We start from the raw sequence: 15,725 nt of genomic DNA on the forward strand, positions 1-15,725 counted from the left end.
CACCTATCCCCTAAAGAATTTAGGGAACAAGTGGTTTAGGTGTTTTGATTGGTGTCCCGTTTTCGGGGGTCACTTCATAATTCAAGCGGTCTTTTCTTTAGTTTGCTTTATAAAATTGTTGGATGGCTTCATCAATATAAACCCAGCCTTTCCAACCTAAGTGCATGTGATCTTTTAAGAAGTATTTATCATACTCATGATTTGAGAAGTCGGCAATTGGATAGCCAGCTTTCTCAATTTGCTCATGAACTTTCTTATAGTACAATTCTCGGCGTTCTTTCGGGAAGCCAGCGTAATCGTACCAAGGACCTTTTACAGGAACAGAAATGAAGAGTGGTTTTGCACCAGATTGTTTTAATAAATCAAGTGCAATTTGTAAATCTTCATATTCTGGCGATTGATCATAAGCATCATTTTTTAAGTAACCTTCACGTTGCTTTAATTTCTTCTTGATTTTGCTGTTGAAGTAACCATCTTCAATACCGTAATTGTTAGATCCAGATTCTGCTGCACCTGTTTGATCTGCATGTTTACGAGCCTCTTCCCAGCTCATTTGTTTTAATGACGGGTCAAGTTTTTCTTTATGCGGTTTAATATTAAACATAGCTGTAAATAAATCTTTACGATCTAAAATGTTACGATAAATATAAGCGAAAGGTTTAGCAGCAAGTGCTTTTATTTTATGCTTTGTATCATCGTAAACGATACCTTCAAGCGAAATTTTAAGTAAAGTTTCTTTCTTAACGATCTCAAAGTTTAATAAACGCTTTGCAATTTGCTTTTTCATTTCAGGTTTTACATCATCGTTGAAAATGAAGTGGTAACCTTGTTGCTTTGAAAAGTTAGGTGCAAAGTGTGTTTCATCAATACCTTGTGGCACAAACCATTGCGGAGAAAGAACGAATACCATTTTCTTATCCTTCAATTGATCCATCGTAGATGCAAAGTTTAATACATGTACAAGGTCTTGTGTTCCGCCACGTCCAAGTAGGAATGGTGTGAATCCTTCAGGCTTTACTTTGAAATAATTTGATGGATGGTAAGCATCCATACGTGCGAATTCCGATGAACCATACATCGGAAGGTATTTCGAGTCTGCTAACATCTTTTGCTGTAAAATCATACTTTGAATCTTTTCTTCTTTTAAAGAAGTGGCAGCTTGTTCTACTTTTTCATCACTTAAAAGTGGAAGTAGGAAGCGCGTTGGAATAAGTAAGAATACAGCAAAAAGGGCCAATGCTAAAAGCATCGGACCAAATTTTGCTTTGTTCATCGGATTTCTTCCAACTTCTTAATAACCATGTTTGGAGTAGCCCACTCGTCACGGTCAAAATCAGAAATAGAAACTTCAATATCTAAACGCTCTTGGAATTCAACTAATAAAGATACTACAGCGAAAGAATCAAGAATACCTTCTTCAAATAATTGAACATCTAAGTTTTCTTTTACAATATCGTTTTCACATACTTCTTCTAAAATATCTAATACTTGCTCTTTGAATTCTGCCATTTTTAAAATCTCCTTTATATCCGAAATATATTATATGTGCAACTTCTTAATGGTATAAGAAGGGTGCATTAAAAGTATCTGTTAAGGTGTCCAGAGAAAATGAGGAAACCGAAACATACAACGTGGAACGTAATTACAATCGCAAGGACGTGTGTAAATTTATTGTTTGGCCAAAACTTATGCTTCTTGTTTTTTCGTTCAAAAATATCGAATAAAATAAACAGTGCGGCATGATATAGACCATAAATAACATACTGCGCAACAGCGCTTCCTTGGATGTGCCAAATTCCCATAATGAAGAAGTTTAAAAATGCCCCGATATACGAAATAGTGTAACGGTTCTTAATTAACTTTTTCTTCGTTGCAAAAAAGACGAAACGCATGTAAATAAAATCACGGAACCAGAATGATAAACTCATGTGCCAGCGGTTCCAGAAGTCTTTAATATTACGACTAAGGAATGGCTTATTAAAGTTTTCAGGAGTTTTAATTCCCATCATATAACTGATACCAATTACGAACGCACTATAACCTGCAAAGTCAAAGAATAACTGCATGCTAGTAGCGTACATAAAAATCACATTAGATAAAAGTGTATCTTGATTGGCGAATACTGCCTTTACAAGGTATGTTGTTATCAAGTGCGCGATTATAAACTTATACAGAAAACCTTGGAAAATACGATTAAGCCCTGTATATAGTAAATTTTGATATTCCTCAGCACTAGGTGGCTTTTGGATATCTTTTTGGAATCTACGATAACGATCGATAGGTCCACTTGAAATCGCAGGGAAGAATAAAACGAATTCCCAGAAATTAAAGAAGGAAAGCTCTTTAATTAAATTATCACGAACTTCAAAGACCATTTGTACAGCTCTAAATGTTACATAAGACATACCTGCGAAAACAATAAAATGCAATTCAGGTACAAATGGTGCGATTTTCGCCAAAATAAGTGGCAAAATCGATAAAATAACAGCTATACAAAACATGAATGTACTATTATTTTGTTTTCTTAAAATAAAATAGCCTTTAATTAGGGCATATTGCCAAATAATAAATGCGGCTAACATAATCGCTTGCTTCGGTTTATCTGAGAAGATAATAGCAATCATGACTAATGTTAATACTGCATTATATTTACGCAACATTTTACCTTTTAATCCAGCTATGATAGTAGGTATTAATAAAATGCCCACTATAGCGAAAAAATAAAATGATCCATATGCGGTCATGCTGTAACCTCACTCAATAATTTTTTGCGATCTACCTTTCCATTTGGTGTCATTGGAATAGAAGATTGATACATGAATTTACGTGGAATCATGTAGTTTGGTAATCGCTCATTGAGTTCTTTTTTGATTGCAGATGTTAATTTGAATTCTTTTTCAAATGAATGTTCTCCAGGAACAACAACCGCTAATAAATAATCGTATTTCTCACCTTTTTTAATTGGAACGATAACTGCTCCTTCTACGTAAGAACACGCACGAAGGTGATGCTCAATTTCTTCTAATTCCATTCGATAACCATGCAGCTTAATTTGGAAATCAAGACGACCATTATAGAATAGAAGACCATTTTCAACATAGCCAGCATCGCCTGTTTTATAGGCGCGCTCACCGTCAATCATAGTAAATGCTTTTTCTGTTAATTCAGGGCTTCCTAAATATCCAACGCTTACGCTTGGACCGACAATTACGATTTCACCTTTTTCACCATCAGGTGCAATCGTTCCATCTTCTTTCATAATAAGAAGGCGGCAGTCTGATTTACAGTAGCCAACTGGAAGTGATTTGTATTGATCAAGCACTTCTTCTGTAACGTGAATACCTGTTACAGCGACAGTAGCTTCTGTTGGACCGTATGTATTCATAATTGTTGCTTTTGGGAAACGCTCAATTAATTTTCTAGCTACTTCATTTGGTAACACTTCACCGCAGAATAAGAATGTTTTCATGTTCGGTAGCATACTCTCAGAGAAAGATGCTTCCATTAAACACATTTCTGCGAAAGATGGTGTGGAAGTCCATACTTGTATATCCGATTGCTCTAAAGAAGCAAACAAGTCTTTTGGACGTGCAATCATATCTTTATCGATTGCCCAAAGTGTACCACCTGTTACTAATGATGGGTAAATATCCATGACAGATAAATCGAATGAGAAAGGTGCTTGGTTTAAGAATACTTGCCCCGTTTGTAAGTTGAAATCTTCTACAGCCCATTTTGTAAAACTTACAAGGCAGTTATAAGTAATCTGAACCCCTTTCGGATTACCTGTGCTTCCTGATGTGTAAATAATGTAGAAGTTCTCATCACCTTTTACCGCATGTTCAGGATTTGGAGTGTTCCCTTTATGAGTAAAGAAAATATCTTTTAAGTTGTCCTCACTTACAATGCGAACTGGTAAATCAGTTACAGTTACTTCAGTTCCTGATAAAAGTAGTTTCGCACCAGAATTTTCAGCGATCCGTTGTACACGATCAGCTGGGATAGATAAATCTACAGGAATATAAGCATGTCCAGCTTTTACACATCCTAAAAAGTTAATAATCATTTCAGGTTGCATATGGCCATACACCATAATTGGTGAACGATCATCTGGATACTCAGAAGAAATCCAATGTGCTAACGCATCAGAATCTTCCTTTAATTGTTTGTACGTAATTTTCGCATCTCGCCAAACAAAAGCAGTTTGATCAGGCGTTTCAATAGCCCACTTTTCAATTTGTTCTAATAACTTCATAACGTTCCCACCCTAGAATTCATTGTAAATAAATGTACTTGTGTTTGTATCATGGAATCCATACAACCAAAGTAATGCAAATAAAATTGCAAGGTAATAAACCGTCTTTGCAACCCATTGTGTGAGTGGTCGAGACCATATCTCTTTTAATCTTTCCATGTCTTTCCCTCTCTTAATGAAATAATAGCTCTTTGTAGGTATCATGTCCTACATTATTGTGAAAAAAACAAAATTCCACATTTTAGGTAAAAATAAGTCAAAAGGCTCTTTTCTGATATTAGCACTAAATACTAAAAAAGAAAATCCCTAACTTAGCAATTATATTACATTCAGCATCAATTTGTAATGGATTTGATATGTAAATAGGAAGTGGATTGTGTGAATACATAAAAGTGGACTAGAAGAATACGTAAAATATAGTATTTGTGCTTATGAGTCATTCGAGACGAAGTAAACTTTTACATTTTTAGCCCTTTTAAAAAGGAGGAAATTATCATGGATAGAGTGTGGAAGAATCTAATTTCGGAAGAAAATATCGTGAAATGGAGAAGGTATTTCCATAAGTATCCAGAATTATCGTTTCATGAAAAAGAAACTTCGCAATTTATATATGATACAGTATGCTCATTTTCTTCTTTTGAAGTAACGAGACCGACGAAGTATAGTGTACTAGCAATTAAAAGAGGAACCGAACAAGGGAAAGTGATTGCGATTCGAGCTGATATAGATGCGTTGCCAATTCAAGAGGAGACAAGTAAATCTTATACGTCTGTGAATAAAGGTGTAATGCATGCATGTGGGCATGATGCTCACGCGGCTATTTTGTTGGGTACAGCAGAAGTACTATCAAATATAAAGGAAAATTTTGTAGGTGAGATTCGTCTATTCTTTCAGCATGCAGAAGAGGTGTATCCCGGCGGGGGACAAGAAATGGTTGAAGCAGGCGTAATGGATGGTGTTGATTATGTAATAGGTTTACATGTTATGTCAGGACTTGAGAGCGGGAAGATAGGCATTGCGTATGGGCCGATGATGGCTGCACCAGACGTATTTACAGTTGAAATTCAAGGGAAAGGAGGGCACGCGGCGAGGCCAGAAGAAACGATAGATCCTATTGCTATCGGAGCACAGATTATTACAAATTTACAACATATTGTATCAAGAAATACAAGTGCTTTTATGCAAAGAGTCGTTTCGGTTACGCAGTTTCATGGGGGGATGGCTGATAATATTATTCCTAGTGCAGCAACTTTAATGGGAACTGTTCGTTCATTTAATCAAGCATTAAGGATAGAAGCCGAAGAGAAAATTGAGAAAATCGTGAAAGGAATTACAGAAGCACATGGAGGGGCGTATACATATTCGTATCGATATGGATATGATCCGGTTATTAATGATGAATATATTACGAAAGTAGTAGAAGAAAGTGCACTATATTTGTTTGGAAATGAGCGTGTTGTGAAGCTTGAACCTTCTATGGGAGGAGAAGATTTTTCGGCATATTTAAGAAAAGCACCTGGTTGTTTTATTAAATTAGGGACTGGTAATAAAAAGATAGATACTTGCTACCCGCATCATCATCCAAAATTTGATGTAGATGAATCAGCTCTCATTTATGGGGTGGAATTATTTTTAGAGACAACAATGAGATTATTGAAATCATAGAAAAGTATAAAGTGAAACTTTAATCAGTGGGGGTTTTACTGCCCATTAAAGTGGGATAAAAAAAAGCAACTGCGCTCTATCGCAGTTGCTTTTATTTCTTTCCGTCAGAGAGGGCTGAGAAAGAACTATGCTCATTTATAGTATATGAATAGCTAACGGACAAGCTTGTACATTTTAATCATTTTTTTAAAAAAGTTGTTGACAGTGATAATCAATGTCAATTAATCTAAAAGTAGTTGAAATTGATAATTATTATCAATAGGATGGATGCGACATGTTAATGAGAAAAAAATTTCACCTTCTACGGAGGGGATTAAAAGATAAAAATAAAGAAGTTGATCAGCATATGGAATGGCAACGAAATGTAATTCGTTCTGAATATGTAGATGAGAAGAAGAGCATTCAAACAGAACAAGAGATACAAAGTAAAGGGAGAGGTTCAGTTGAGTAAGTTAGTAATGATTTTTGCAAGTATGAGTGGAAATACAGAGGAAATGGCTGATCATATTGCCGGCGTGATTCGTGAAACTGAAAATGAAATTGAAGTGATTGATATTATGGATTCACCAGAAGCTTCTATGTTAGAACAGTATGATGGAATTATTTTAGGTGCATACACTTGGGGAGATGGTGACCTTCCTGATGATTTCTTAGATTTTTATGACGCAATGGATTCTATTGATTTAACTGGGAAAAAAGCGGCAGTATTCGGATCATGTGATTCGGCTTATCCAAAATATGGCGTGGCAGTTGACATTTTAATAGAAAAGCTAAAAGAACGCGGGGCAGAAGTTGTGTTAGAAGGATTAAAAGTAGAATTAACGCCAGAAGATGAAGATGTAGAGAAATGTTTACAGTTTGGAGCTGAATTTGTAAAACACCTTTCTTAATGGCAGAAGGGAGATGAAGAGCAAGTGCATGAGAAAATCGCAATTAAAACGATGACAGATTATCATTTGTATGATTTTATGCGTTGTCCGCATAAATTTTATTTTCGTCATATAAAAAGAAGAGAACCTTCTTCGTTTGAATGGCAACAAATCGCACAAATGATTGTGAATCGAATTATTAACGAATATTACACACTACCGGCAGGCCAACAAACGAAAATTGTACTTTTAATATTAATAGAAAAGTATTGGAAAAAAGTAAGGATTAATATGTTTGCTTCGAAGATGGAGTATTACATTGTGTTAGCGAAGCTAACGGATCACTTATTACAGTTTGTTGAAAGAGATGATAGTCAGACACCGCCGTTATTTTTATATGAAAAATTTCAAACATATATGGAAGAGTTAGGTGTCCACATGTCATTGACATTAGAAGTTGGTGAGTGGAGTACTGAGTCGTTTGTAATTAAAAAGTATGTTGTCGATGCGGATGAGGAAATGCTTGCTCTTTGTCAAAAGTTAATGACAGTATTCAGTTATAAAGCTTTCGGCATTCTTCCAGGGAAAATTGAAGTTATTAATTTAATAGAAGGAACTAAGTATGACTACATTCCGAAACAGGAAGATATTATAACTGGAATGGCTCATTTATCTAGAATGAAAGAAATGTTACAGCAACCTGAGCATTATACAGAGCGTCATTTTCGTTCTGAGTGTATAAGTTGTACATTTCGTAGTGAATGCCAAGGGGAAGAAGTAAAGAAAGAAGCGAAACAGAAGAAAAATATCGTACATTAAAGAATGCAATGTTGCATTCTTTTTTGTTATTGACATGAAAAGCTTTTCATCATGTACCGTATATTTGTAGCAGATTTTAATAAAGGGAGGAATAATCAATGAAAGATGAAACGCAAGTATTTCAATGGTTAAAAGAACAGAATGCTCCTTTTGGGATTCAACTGCAAATTTTACAAGCATTTCAACTATATAAAGTCATTGTTGAAATGGATAAAAAGTTAATGATGTATGAGGAGAGGGAATATAGGGAGAGAATGTAATCTCATCCCTGCAGTATTACTTTCAGTTGTTCTATACTTGCTAGAAATTCAAGTTCATTCTTTGTTTCAAAGTTATAAATCATATTATGTAGTAAAGGACTGTATTGATAAAAACTTGTGATGCGGTGAATGAGTAATGGATCATGGTGTGAAGTAAGTGTACTGTATTGTTCATATACTGATGTAGTAAATTCATGTCCGAAATCATAATATAGCCCAGCAAAATCAAAGGCAGGATCTCCAATTTGAGCATCACCAAAATCGATAACCCCTGAAATGGTTTTATTTTGTTTATCAAATAAAATGTGATGATGTGTAAAGTCGGCGTGAATGATTGTATTTTGAAATTTAGATGCAGCTAGACAGGCAAAGAAATTCTCGAATAAACGGTTTAAGGTTGATTTCTGGAACGAAGTTAGACTGTTAGTAACATACTCATTTAATTTAGCTTGTAGCTCTTTCCAGTAGGTAAGTGTTTTTTCAATAGGGAATCCTAACGCTGTAACACTTTTTAAAGGAATACTATGTAGAGCAGCAAGGAAAGTTGCTAATTGTGTAATAAGTGCTTTTCGTTCTTGTTTTTCTAGTGTAGTAACTATTTCTGTTTTTAAAGGTTCACCATGAATGAGAGTATAGTAGCTACAAAGCGGAATAGCATCAGTATTCTTTTCATAGAATAGGTGTTACTTTGGAACTTCAATTTCATGTAGTGAACAAGAGAGAAGTGTGCATAGTTCTTTTTCTAATGGAATTCGCATTGCATATTCCTGTTTTCGCGGGAAACGAAACAGTAGCTCATCATTTACTATAATCGCTACATTATCCCATCCTTCCTCATTTTGTTTATAGGAATGTATAGAAAGATTAGGTAGAGCTTCTTTAATATATTGTTTGTAAGAGTCCATAATTGTTCCTCGTTTCTAAGTTAAGTTATTCCACTTCATGATATCAGAATTTTCTTTCTATACGTTAAAATATAACTATCATTATGAAGAAGGGCGGGAGAATTACGAAGAAAAGAATAGTAATCATTTCTCTATGTATCGTTTTTGGACTGTTTTGGTCATATAAAGAAGAAGTTTTTGCTAGCTATAAACCGATTGATCAGTACGGATTAAATAAGGAATTAAAGAACAAAAGCATAGAAGTTTTAACTCATAATGAAATGAAAAAGGTAGGAGAACATTTTGCGGCAGAACAACTATCAGTTTTTGAATTTCATAATAAAGAACATGTGAAACGAAAAGGTGAAGAAATATTTGTAAATAGAGGGTATGAGCAATTAATAAAAAATTATTATCCAAATCGTTTTCAGGATTTAGAGTATAAATTTACAAACGAGGAGATACGTGAAGTGACGGATGAAAGTTTTCTCTATCAAACTGTAGCGTACGTGGCGGGTACTGAAAATGGTAAGAGAAGCGAAATGAAATTGAATTATGAAATGAAAATTGTAAAGGTTAATCATATATTTAAAGTGTTAGAACAAAAACAGTACGTACAATAAAGAGAAATATGAACCAGTACCATAAATAGCGGTATAAAAAAATCCCCCAGTTCTTCGAGGGATTCTAAAGGTTTTCATTTTGTTGACCAATTTCTTTTTGAGCAATATATAAATTTCCTTGCTCGACTTGTTTCTGAGTAAGAACCGAATCACCTGCATACCCTTTTTCTGTTTTCACAATTCTTTTTGAACGATTGGAATTTTGTTTCTTCATATAATAAACCACCTTTCATCAAAAATAAACGAAAATGATAAGCACGAGTAATACAGCAGCAAAAATGGTAATACCCATTAAAAACGAAGTGTTTTTATATTTAGGTGGCTTATGTACATCTTGCCGATATCCAGGTGAAATTTCAGGGGCGAATTCTTCGTCGAATGATTGCTTTTTTTCTTTTTCGTCCATATGTATCCACCTTTCTTTTTCATTATGTTATACGTTTAAAGAAAAAATATGCATAAAGAAAACCGCCCTCTATCGTGAGCGGCGGTTTTCTATTGTATATTTTCTTTGAACTTGAAAGAGACGGATAAGAAGGAAGGTGGCGCCAAATGCTAAACCGATAATAAGACCAATCCAATATCCTTTTGCTGCCCAGTCCGTATACGTTGCTAATATGTAACCGAGAGGGAGACCGATTACCCAATAAGCGATTAATGTCATAATTAAGGAAACGTTTACGTCTTTATAACCACGTAGTGCCCCTTGTACAGGAGTTGCAATTGCATCTGAAATTTGAAATAAAATCGCAAATATAAGAAATTCTTTTGCTAAATGATGAACTTGTATATCTGTCGTATAAATAGAAGCAATTTCATCATCAAAGAAGTAAAGAAGAATGGAATATAATAGGGCGAATGCAAGTGCTAAGCCAATCCCAATAAACCCATATTGTTTTGCGTTATTATATCGTTTCGCTCCAACTTCGAATCCAACAGCGATAGTCATTGCCATTGCTAAACTTAAAGGCGTCATATATAGCAAGGAAGCGAAGTTCATAGCTGCTTGATGAGCTGCGATTGTTGTCGTACTAAAATTACTCATCATAAGTGTTACTGCAGCGAAAATACTCGTTTCAAAAAAGATAGCAAATCCGATAGGGACGCCAAGTTTTAAGAACTCTTTCCAACTAGAAAGAGAAGGGCGATATAACTGTTTAAAAATATGGAAAGATGCAAAAGGCTCTTTCGTACGAATAATCATAACGGTAATAATTAAAATGCACCAATAGGTTGCTGTAGAAGCAATTGCTGCTCCGACACCACCTAGTTTTGGAAAACCGAAATGCCCAAAAATTAATACATAATTTAATATTACGTTAATAGGTAATGATAGTAACGTAATAATCATCGTTGTGCGAGTTTTTCCTAATGCATCAATAAATCCACGTAAAACAGTGTAAGTAAATAAAGGAATAATTCCGATTGCGATAATACTTAAAAATTGTGCTGCAATACGTTCTACCGGTTCTTCTAATCGCATGCCATTTAAAATGGGTGTAACAGCGAAAAATCCAATAAGCATAACGACGAAGCTAGCGCAAATTGCTAAATAGACTGCTTGTATGACGACTTGGGGAACATCTTCTTTTTTCTTGGATCCAACGAGTTGCGCAACAAATGGAGTTGTAGCCATCAAAATACCTGTTAATCCCGTACTAACTGGAATCCATATACTCGTTCCGATAGCAACCCCGGCTAAATCAATAGGGCTTGCATGTCCTGACATTGTTGTATCAAAAAAGCTCATTGCAAATAATGACATTTGCGTAACAAAAATCGGGAAAAATAGTAATACAAATTGCTTTAATTTTTGTGAGAATGTACTAGTTTCTTTCATAAAATCCCCTTTCTACGTAAAAAAGAAAACTCTTACTATCATACAATTTAATCAAAAAATAGAAAAGGAATAAGCTTATTAAAACTACGGTTTGACTATAAAAAAGGATGCACTTTGAAAGGGGATAAGGTATTATGGTAAGGTATGAAAAAATTACATATTATTAGTTATTAAGGAGGCACTACTCGTGGCTGATTGGTTAATTGGAATAATCATGGGTGCTGTTGAAGGTTTAACAGAGTTTTTACCAGTTTCATCAACAGGGCATATGATTTTAACAGGTCATTTACTTGGATTTGACGATGAGAGAGCGAAAGTTTTCGAAGTTGTTATTCAATTGGGATCGATTTTAGCAGTTGTAGTTATATTTTGGAAGCGTCTATGGTCTTTAGTAGGTATAGGGAAAGTAACAGACGGACCATCGTTAAATTTATTACATATTATTATCGGAATGATTCCTGCCGGCGTACTTGGCGTATTGTTCCATAGTGCGATTAAAGAAGTTTTATTTGGGCCAGGCCCAGTTGTCATTAGCTTAGTGGCTGGTGGTATTTTAATGATTGTTGCTGAGAAGTTTTCAAAACCAAGTACAGCAAGAACATTAGATGAAATCACATATAAGCAAGCATTTACAATCGGAATGTTCCAATGTTTAGCGCTTTGGCCAGGATTTTCTCGTTCTGGTTCTACAATAAGTGGTGGTTTATTAGCTCGCGTGTCACATACAGCGGCAGCTGAATATACATTCATTTTAGCAGTACCAATGATGGTAGCTGCAAGTGGCTTAGATTTAATTAAAAGCTGGGATATATTAAGTGCGGCTGATATACCGCTATTTGCAACAGGGTTTATTACGGCGTTCGTTGTTGCAATGCTTGCAATTGTTTCATTCTTAAAATTATTATCTCGTGTAAAATTAACACCGTTTGCTTACTACCGTTTCATTTTAGCTGCGGTATTCTATTTCTTCATTATGTAATAAAAAAACTGCCGAGTTCGGCAGTTTTTTTATTTTACTACTTTTTCCATCATGCTTTCCATTACATGTTCCCAAAGAGAAGTGTCATCAGCTAATGTGGCACGGAAATTAGCGTACATTTCTTTTTGTTTCTCTTCGAATGTTGGATCTTCTTTTTCAGGCAATGTAGCGCGCATTGAAGTTACTAACTCTTGTACTTTTGGAGCACGTGGTCCCCAAACGGCTTGTTCGTTTCCATCTTTATCAATGAAAATAAAGATTGGAATCGCACGTGCTGTTCCGTTTGTTAAATATTGATCCATTAATTCTAAGTTTTCATCGCGAATTAATAATGACATATCAATATTTGCAACTTCAGAAATTCGTTTCATAACAGGCACGCATAAAAGAGCATCGCCACACCAATCAGCTGTTAATACGATAACACGCCAGCCATCATTTTGACGTTCTTCTAATACAGGAAGTAATTCATTTGGAATTAAAAAGTTATTGTAAATGTGCAGTAGCTCGTATTGATTTACTTTCATTTCATTCACATATGTATCAAAGGACATACCTTTATCAGCCCATTGTAGTAAGTTCATAAGTAACACCTCTTTCGTATGATTTGTTTTCATTGTACCAATTTTTATATAGAAAAGCTTGTATTCTTACTCTTTCTTGTCACTTAATAATTTACTTAATAGGAAAAAGAATAGTACGACACATAATTCAGCTATGTTGGATAGTTGCACGCTCTCTATCCAATCGTCAGCGGTATGAATGACGAACCAATCTAGCGTAATTTCAATGATTGCGAAAAGAGTAATAGAAAGCCAATTTGGCATGTTTTGTGTCAGTGGATATAGCAGTGCCTTGAAGAAACTGAAGATGAAAAATATAATACCGTCTAAGAAAGTAATTAATAAAAAAAATAGAAGTAAGGCAGTGCGCGACCTATACTCTACACCAGTAATATGAAAGATTCCTACATATACAAAAAATATAAATGCAAAAATTACAATGAGGAACAGAATAACAAAACCAATAATCAAAGTTTTATCTTTTAGATTGAAATTCGAAAATTTGTCTTCTTCACCCACTATTCCAACTCTTTTTTTTGGAAATTCAACTTCATTTTATCATGAAATATCTATTAAAAAACTACGAATTATGGGAAAATAAGGTGACAAAAAGTAAGATTTCATGTAAAATTATTAATAAGGTTTTTATTTAATCAAATGAAATAAAAGGGGCTGTCAAAGTTGTCTCAAAATCGAGAGCAATTAATGGAAGAACTATCGACAAATGTTTTTGCTATGTTCCGCACGTTGCGTAATGATATTGGAAAAATATTTGGTGGTTACATACCGTGGAATGAGTTCATCGTTCTTAGAATATTGAATCGTACGAATAAAGAAATGGTATCACGTGTGGCGAATGAGTTAAATGTGTCGAATAGTCATATTACAGCTGTTACAGAAAAATTAATTAATAAAGGTTTTGTAACTCGTTCACGTTCTACGTCAGATCGCCGAGTTGTATATTTGGAGATTACTGAACAAGGAAAAGATTTAGTTGCAAAAATGGAAGGTGCAAAAAAACAATATTTGCAAGAAAGATTTTCTACGCTCTCAGAAGAAGAAATGAATATAATGATATCTATTTCTAAAAAACTTATTTAAGTCATTATAAGTAAGAAAACGCTTACACTCCGAAAAAGAAGACTTTCCTTATATGAGGAAGGTCTTTTTTCGTATGTAAAAGATTATAAAAAAGAAAATATGTAACATACTACTAATAAAGGAAGGGGCAGAAATATGACAAATCGAAATGGTAGTAAAGGGAGCGGAAATCAAGGCTCACCGAAATCAGGGCAATTTCAACAAGAGTTTAGTGCAGAATTTGAAACTGGTAACGATAATAAAGGAAAAGAATATCGTTCGAAAAAGGGGAGTAAATCAAAAAAGGAGTGAATCATTTCACTCCTTTTTTGATTTAAGATGCGGCAGATTGATCTGTATTATATTTTTCTTCTGATTTTGCGACAATCATTGCGCAAATTGCATCACCAGAAATATTTACAGCTGTTCTTGACATATCTAGAATGCGGTCAATACCGATAATTAAGGCAATACCTTCTACCGGTAGATTGACTTGATTTAAAACCATCGTCAGCATTACAAGCCCAACACCTGGTACACCAGCAGTGCCGATACTAGCTAGTACAGCAGTTAATACGACTACAGCTAGTTGGGAAATAGTAAGTTCAACGCCGTATACTTGAGCGATAAATACAGTTGCTACACCTTGCATAATGGCAGTACCATCCATATTAATTGTTGCACCTAGTGGTTGTACAAAAGAGCTGATTGCTTTTGGAACACCAAGCTTCTCTTGTGCGGTTTTCATTGCAAATGGAAGAGATGCATTAGAGCTAGATGTACTAAATCCAATCGCCATTACTGGTCCGAAATGTTTAAAGAAACGGAGAATGCTTTCTTTTGCTAATACTTTTAATAAGCCACCATATACGAAGACACCGTGAATAATAAGTACTAGCATAACGACAATCATATACTTGAACATCGCAGCGACGCCTGCAAGACCCATTTTACCGACGGATGAAGCAAGCAACCCAAATGTTCCGATTGGAGCTAATTTCATAACGAGATTAACGAGATACATCATTAATTCGTTGCCCTGTTCAAGTAATGAATGAATACTTTGGACACGTTTTCCTAAAATAGCTATACCAAGTCCAATTAATACGGCAAAGGCAATAATTTGTAACATGTTTCCATCAGCCATCGCTTTTGCTGGGTTATCTGGTACGATATTTAGCAATGTATCGACGAAAGATGTTTCGGTTTTTGCACCTTCATATTTAAGCCCTTCGGTTTTAAAATTACCACCAGATCCTGGTTGTATAATCAGTGCAAATGTAACTGCAATAGAGATGGCAACGGCTGTAGTTACAAGAAAGAATGAAATTGATTTTAAACCGATTCTTCCAAGTTGCTTCGGGTCCCCAAGACCAGCAGCTCCAAGTACGATAGAAATGAATACAACAGGGACAACTAGCATTTTAATGAGGCGAATAAACAATTGACCAAGTGGATTGAACACATATTGATTTAATGGTTCAAAAATGGATGGTGCAGCTAAATTTAAAGTGAGTCCGACAACTAAACCGAGAAATAATGCAATTAAGATTGCTTTTGTTTGTTTCAATAAAACCCCCTCCTTATTTTTGTGAAATTACTTTCTACATTAATTGTACCGAAAAACTACCTATTTTGACAATATTTTCTGAATATTTTGCATGAAAAGTATCTATTTAAATATAGATTGCTTTTACGAAAGTAAGCAGAAAAAGCTAAATAAACTATTTAGAAAACAAAATAGACCATCACACAGGATGGTCTAGGGAAGGGGACAATTTATGTCAATTTAATTAGGGATGGAAGTTGTTCAAGACACTGGGGAATGTCTTATAAATTAGGGAGGAACAACTTCGATACATATACTATAAAATGTGGATGTGACGCC

The 15,725-nt window shown here is 34.8% G+C and carries 20 protein-coding genes and 1 pseudogene; 9 read left to right on the plus strand and 12 right to left on the minus strand.

Annotation, left to right across the window (positions count from 1 at the left end; translation table 11 throughout):
- Nucleotides 1-97: 97 nt before the first annotated feature.
- From dltD to PDQ68_RS27315, 5 genes are all read right to left on the minus strand, one after another.
- The gene (gene dltD / locus PDQ68_RS27295) at nt 98-1,273 is read right to left on the minus strand and encodes a D-alanyl-lipoteichoic acid biosynthesis protein DltD (RefSeq protein WP_001030280.1); all 1,176 of its coding nucleotides are present in this window, start codon (nt 1,271-1,273) and stop codon (nt 98-100) included.
- Nucleotides 1,270-1,509, minus strand: coding sequence for a D-alanine--poly(phosphoribitol) ligase subunit DltC (gene dltC / locus PDQ68_RS27300; RefSeq protein WP_000807310.1), 240 nt, complete (start codon nt 1,507-1,509; stop codon nt 1,270-1,272). Before dltC ends, dltD begins: the two co-directional genes overlap by 4 nt.
- Nucleotides 1,510-1,577: 68 nt before the next feature.
- Nucleotides 1,578-2,744 (minus strand): D-alanyl-lipoteichoic acid biosynthesis protein DltB, encoded by a 1,167-nt coding sequence (dltB, locus tag PDQ68_RS27305; protein ID WP_061182647.1) that lies wholly within the window; start codon nt 2,742-2,744, stop codon nt 1,578-1,580.
- Nucleotides 2,741-4,255 (minus strand): D-alanine--poly(phosphoribitol) ligase subunit DltA, encoded by a 1,515-nt coding sequence (gene dltA, locus PDQ68_RS27310; protein ID WP_000770525.1) that lies wholly within the window; start codon nt 4,253-4,255, stop codon nt 2,741-2,743. The genes dltB and dltA overlap by 4 nt, the downstream gene beginning before the upstream one ends.
- Before the next feature lie 12 nt (nt 4,256-4,267).
- Entirely contained in the window at nt 4,268-4,414 is a 147-nt protein-coding gene (locus PDQ68_RS27315) for a teichoic acid D-Ala incorporation-associated protein DltX (RefSeq protein WP_000440293.1), read from the minus strand.
- 336 nt (nt 4,415-4,750) lie between these two features.
- On the opposite strand from PDQ68_RS27315, the gene PDQ68_RS27320 reads away from it, so the two are divergent.
- From PDQ68_RS27320 to PDQ68_RS27340, 5 genes are all read left to right on the plus strand, one after another.
- Nucleotides 4,751-5,920, plus strand: a complete 1,170-nt coding sequence (locus PDQ68_RS27320) for an amidohydrolase (RefSeq protein ID WP_000376383.1) — start codon at nt 4,751-4,753, stop codon at nt 5,918-5,920.
- Between the two features lie 274 nt (nt 5,921-6,194).
- Complete coding sequence (locus tag PDQ68_RS27325; protein WP_000929013.1) at nt 6,195-6,371, plus strand: hypothetical protein; 177 nt, start codon at nt 6,195-6,197, stop codon at nt 6,369-6,371.
- Nucleotides 6,364-6,810 (plus strand): flavodoxin, encoded by a 447-nt coding sequence (locus tag PDQ68_RS27330; RefSeq protein ID WP_000041158.1) that lies wholly within the window; start codon nt 6,364-6,366, stop codon nt 6,808-6,810. Before PDQ68_RS27325 ends, PDQ68_RS27330 begins: the two co-directional genes overlap by 8 nt.
- A 24-nt stretch (nt 6,811-6,834) precedes the next feature.
- Entirely contained in the window at nt 6,835-7,608 is a 774-nt protein-coding gene (locus tag PDQ68_RS27335) for a hypothetical protein (protein ID WP_061182646.1), read from the plus strand.
- 98 nt (nt 7,609-7,706) lie between these two features.
- Entirely contained in the window at nt 7,707-7,868 is a 162-nt protein-coding gene (locus PDQ68_RS27340; protein WP_049110980.1) for a hypothetical protein, read from the plus strand.
- Between the two features lie 2 nt (nt 7,869-7,870).
- Here PDQ68_RS27340 and PDQ68_RS27345 read toward each other — a convergent pair.
- Nucleotides 7,871-8,773, minus strand: a pseudogene (locus tag PDQ68_RS27345) (aminoglycoside phosphotransferase family protein).
- Between the two features lie 83 nt (nt 8,774-8,856).
- On the opposite strand from PDQ68_RS27345, the gene PDQ68_RS27350 reads away from it, so the two are divergent.
- On the plus strand, nt 8,857-9,375 hold the full coding sequence (locus PDQ68_RS27350; protein ID WP_061182644.1) for a hypothetical protein: 519 nt from the start codon (nt 8,857-8,859) through the stop codon (nt 9,373-9,375).
- A gap of 64 nt (nt 9,376-9,439) precedes the next feature.
- Here the strand turns inward: PDQ68_RS27350 and PDQ68_RS27355 are convergent, their stop codons facing one another.
- The 3 genes from PDQ68_RS27355 to PDQ68_RS27365 all read right to left on the minus strand — a co-directional run bounded on the left by PDQ68_RS27355 (nt 9,440) and on the right by PDQ68_RS27365 (nt 11,215).
- The gene (locus PDQ68_RS27355) at nt 9,440-9,589 is read right to left on the minus strand and encodes a hypothetical protein (RefSeq protein ID WP_000744619.1); all 150 of its coding nucleotides are present in this window, start codon (nt 9,587-9,589) and stop codon (nt 9,440-9,442) included.
- A gap of 18 nt (nt 9,590-9,607) precedes the next feature.
- On the minus strand, nt 9,608-9,781 hold the full coding sequence (locus PDQ68_RS27360) for a hypothetical protein (RefSeq protein WP_000343559.1): 174 nt from the start codon (nt 9,779-9,781) through the stop codon (nt 9,608-9,610).
- A gap of 69 nt (nt 9,782-9,850) precedes the next feature.
- Nucleotides 9,851-11,215 carry an MATE family efflux transporter gene (locus tag PDQ68_RS27365; protein WP_061182643.1) on the minus strand — a complete coding sequence of 455 codons (1,365 nt, stop codon included), beginning with the start codon at nt 11,213-11,215 and terminating at the stop codon, nt 9,851-9,853.
- Nucleotides 11,216-11,402: 187 nt separating this feature from the next.
- Here PDQ68_RS27365 and uppP point away from each other — a divergent pair, with 187 nt between their 5' ends.
- A complete protein-coding gene (gene uppP, locus PDQ68_RS27370; protein ID WP_000796248.1) occupies nt 11,403-12,194 on the plus strand; it encodes a bacitracin resistance undecaprenyl-diphosphatase in 792 nt (263 codons plus the stop codon).
- A gap of 29 nt (nt 12,195-12,223) precedes the next feature.
- Here the strand turns inward: uppP and PDQ68_RS27375 are convergent, their stop codons facing one another.
- Both PDQ68_RS27375 and PDQ68_RS27380 read right to left on the minus strand, forming a co-directional pair.
- The gene (locus tag PDQ68_RS27375) at nt 12,224-12,811 is read right to left on the minus strand and encodes a thioredoxin family protein (protein ID WP_113711337.1); all 588 of its coding nucleotides are present in this window, start codon (nt 12,809-12,811) and stop codon (nt 12,224-12,226) included.
- Between the two features lie 33 nt (nt 12,812-12,844).
- Complete coding sequence (locus PDQ68_RS27380; protein WP_061182642.1) at nt 12,845-13,276, minus strand: regulatory YrvL family protein; 432 nt, start codon at nt 13,274-13,276, stop codon at nt 12,845-12,847.
- Between the two features lie 162 nt (nt 13,277-13,438).
- Between PDQ68_RS27380 and PDQ68_RS27385 the strand changes: the two genes are divergently transcribed.
- Both PDQ68_RS27385 and PDQ68_RS27390 read left to right on the plus strand, forming a co-directional pair.
- Complete coding sequence (locus PDQ68_RS27385) at nt 13,439-13,858, plus strand: MarR family winged helix-turn-helix transcriptional regulator (protein WP_000081439.1); 420 nt, start codon at nt 13,439-13,441, stop codon at nt 13,856-13,858.
- A 135-nt stretch (nt 13,859-13,993) separates the two neighbouring features.
- Nucleotides 13,994-14,149 (plus strand): hypothetical protein, encoded by a 156-nt coding sequence (locus PDQ68_RS27390; RefSeq protein ID WP_000184931.1) that lies wholly within the window; start codon nt 13,994-13,996, stop codon nt 14,147-14,149.
- A gap of 22 nt (nt 14,150-14,171) precedes the next feature.
- Here PDQ68_RS27390 and PDQ68_RS27395 read toward each other — a convergent pair whose 3' ends face one another.
- On the minus strand, nt 14,172-15,407 hold the full coding sequence (locus PDQ68_RS27395; RefSeq protein ID WP_061182641.1) for a dicarboxylate/amino acid:cation symporter: 1,236 nt from the start codon (nt 15,405-15,407) through the stop codon (nt 14,172-14,174).
- Between the last annotated feature and the right edge of the window lie 318 nt (nt 15,408-15,725).

This window comes from Bacillus cereus group sp. Bc010 (assembly GCF_027716745.1).
Lineage (GTDB): Bacteria > Bacillota > Bacilli > Bacillales > Bacillaceae_G > Bacillus_A > Bacillus_A pacificus.

Coding starts and splice junctions, on each gene's coding strand:
- dltD (WP_001030280.1), bottom strand. CDS start 1,273: ATGAACAAAGCAAAATTTGGTCCGATGCTTTTAGCATTGGCCCTTTTT.
- dltC (WP_000807310.1), bottom strand. CDS start 1,509: ATGGCAGAATTCAAAGAGCAAGTATTAGATATTTTAGAAGAAGTATGT.
- dltB (WP_061182647.1), bottom strand. CDS start 2,744: ATGACCGCATATGGATCATTTTATTTTTTCGCTATAGTGGGCATTTTA.
- dltA (WP_000770525.1), bottom strand. CDS start 4,255: ATGAAGTTATTAGAACAAATTGAAAAGTGGGCTATTGAAACGCCTGAT.
- PDQ68_RS27315 (WP_000440293.1), bottom strand. CDS start 4,414: ATGGAAAGATTAAAAGAGATATGGTCTCGACCACTCACACAATGGGTT.
- PDQ68_RS27320 (WP_000376383.1), top strand. CDS start 4,751: ATGGATAGAGTGTGGAAGAATCTAATTTCGGAAGAAAATATCGTGAAA.
- PDQ68_RS27325 (WP_000929013.1), top strand. CDS start 6,195: ATGTTAATGAGAAAAAAATTTCACCTTCTACGGAGGGGATTAAAAGAT.
- PDQ68_RS27340 (WP_049110980.1), top strand. CDS start 7,707: ATGAAAGATGAAACGCAAGTATTTCAATGGTTAAAAGAACAGAATGCT.
- PDQ68_RS27350 (WP_061182644.1), top strand. CDS start 8,857: ATGAAGAAGGGCGGGAGAATTACGAAGAAAAGAATAGTAATCATTTCT.
- PDQ68_RS27355 (WP_000744619.1), bottom strand. CDS start 9,589: ATGAAGAAACAAAATTCCAATCGTTCAAAAAGAATTGTGAAAACAGAA.
- PDQ68_RS27360 (WP_000343559.1), bottom strand. CDS start 9,781: ATGGACGAAAAAGAAAAAAAGCAATCATTCGACGAAGAATTCGCCCCT.
- PDQ68_RS27365 (WP_061182643.1), bottom strand. CDS start 11,215: ATGAAAGAAACTAGTACATTCTCACAAAAATTAAAGCAATTTGTATTA.
- PDQ68_RS27375 (WP_113711337.1), bottom strand. CDS start 12,811: ATGAAAACAAATCATACGAAAGAGGTGTTACTTATGAACTTACTACAA.
- PDQ68_RS27390 (WP_000184931.1), top strand. CDS start 13,994: ATGACAAATCGAAATGGTAGTAAAGGGAGCGGAAATCAAGGCTCACCG.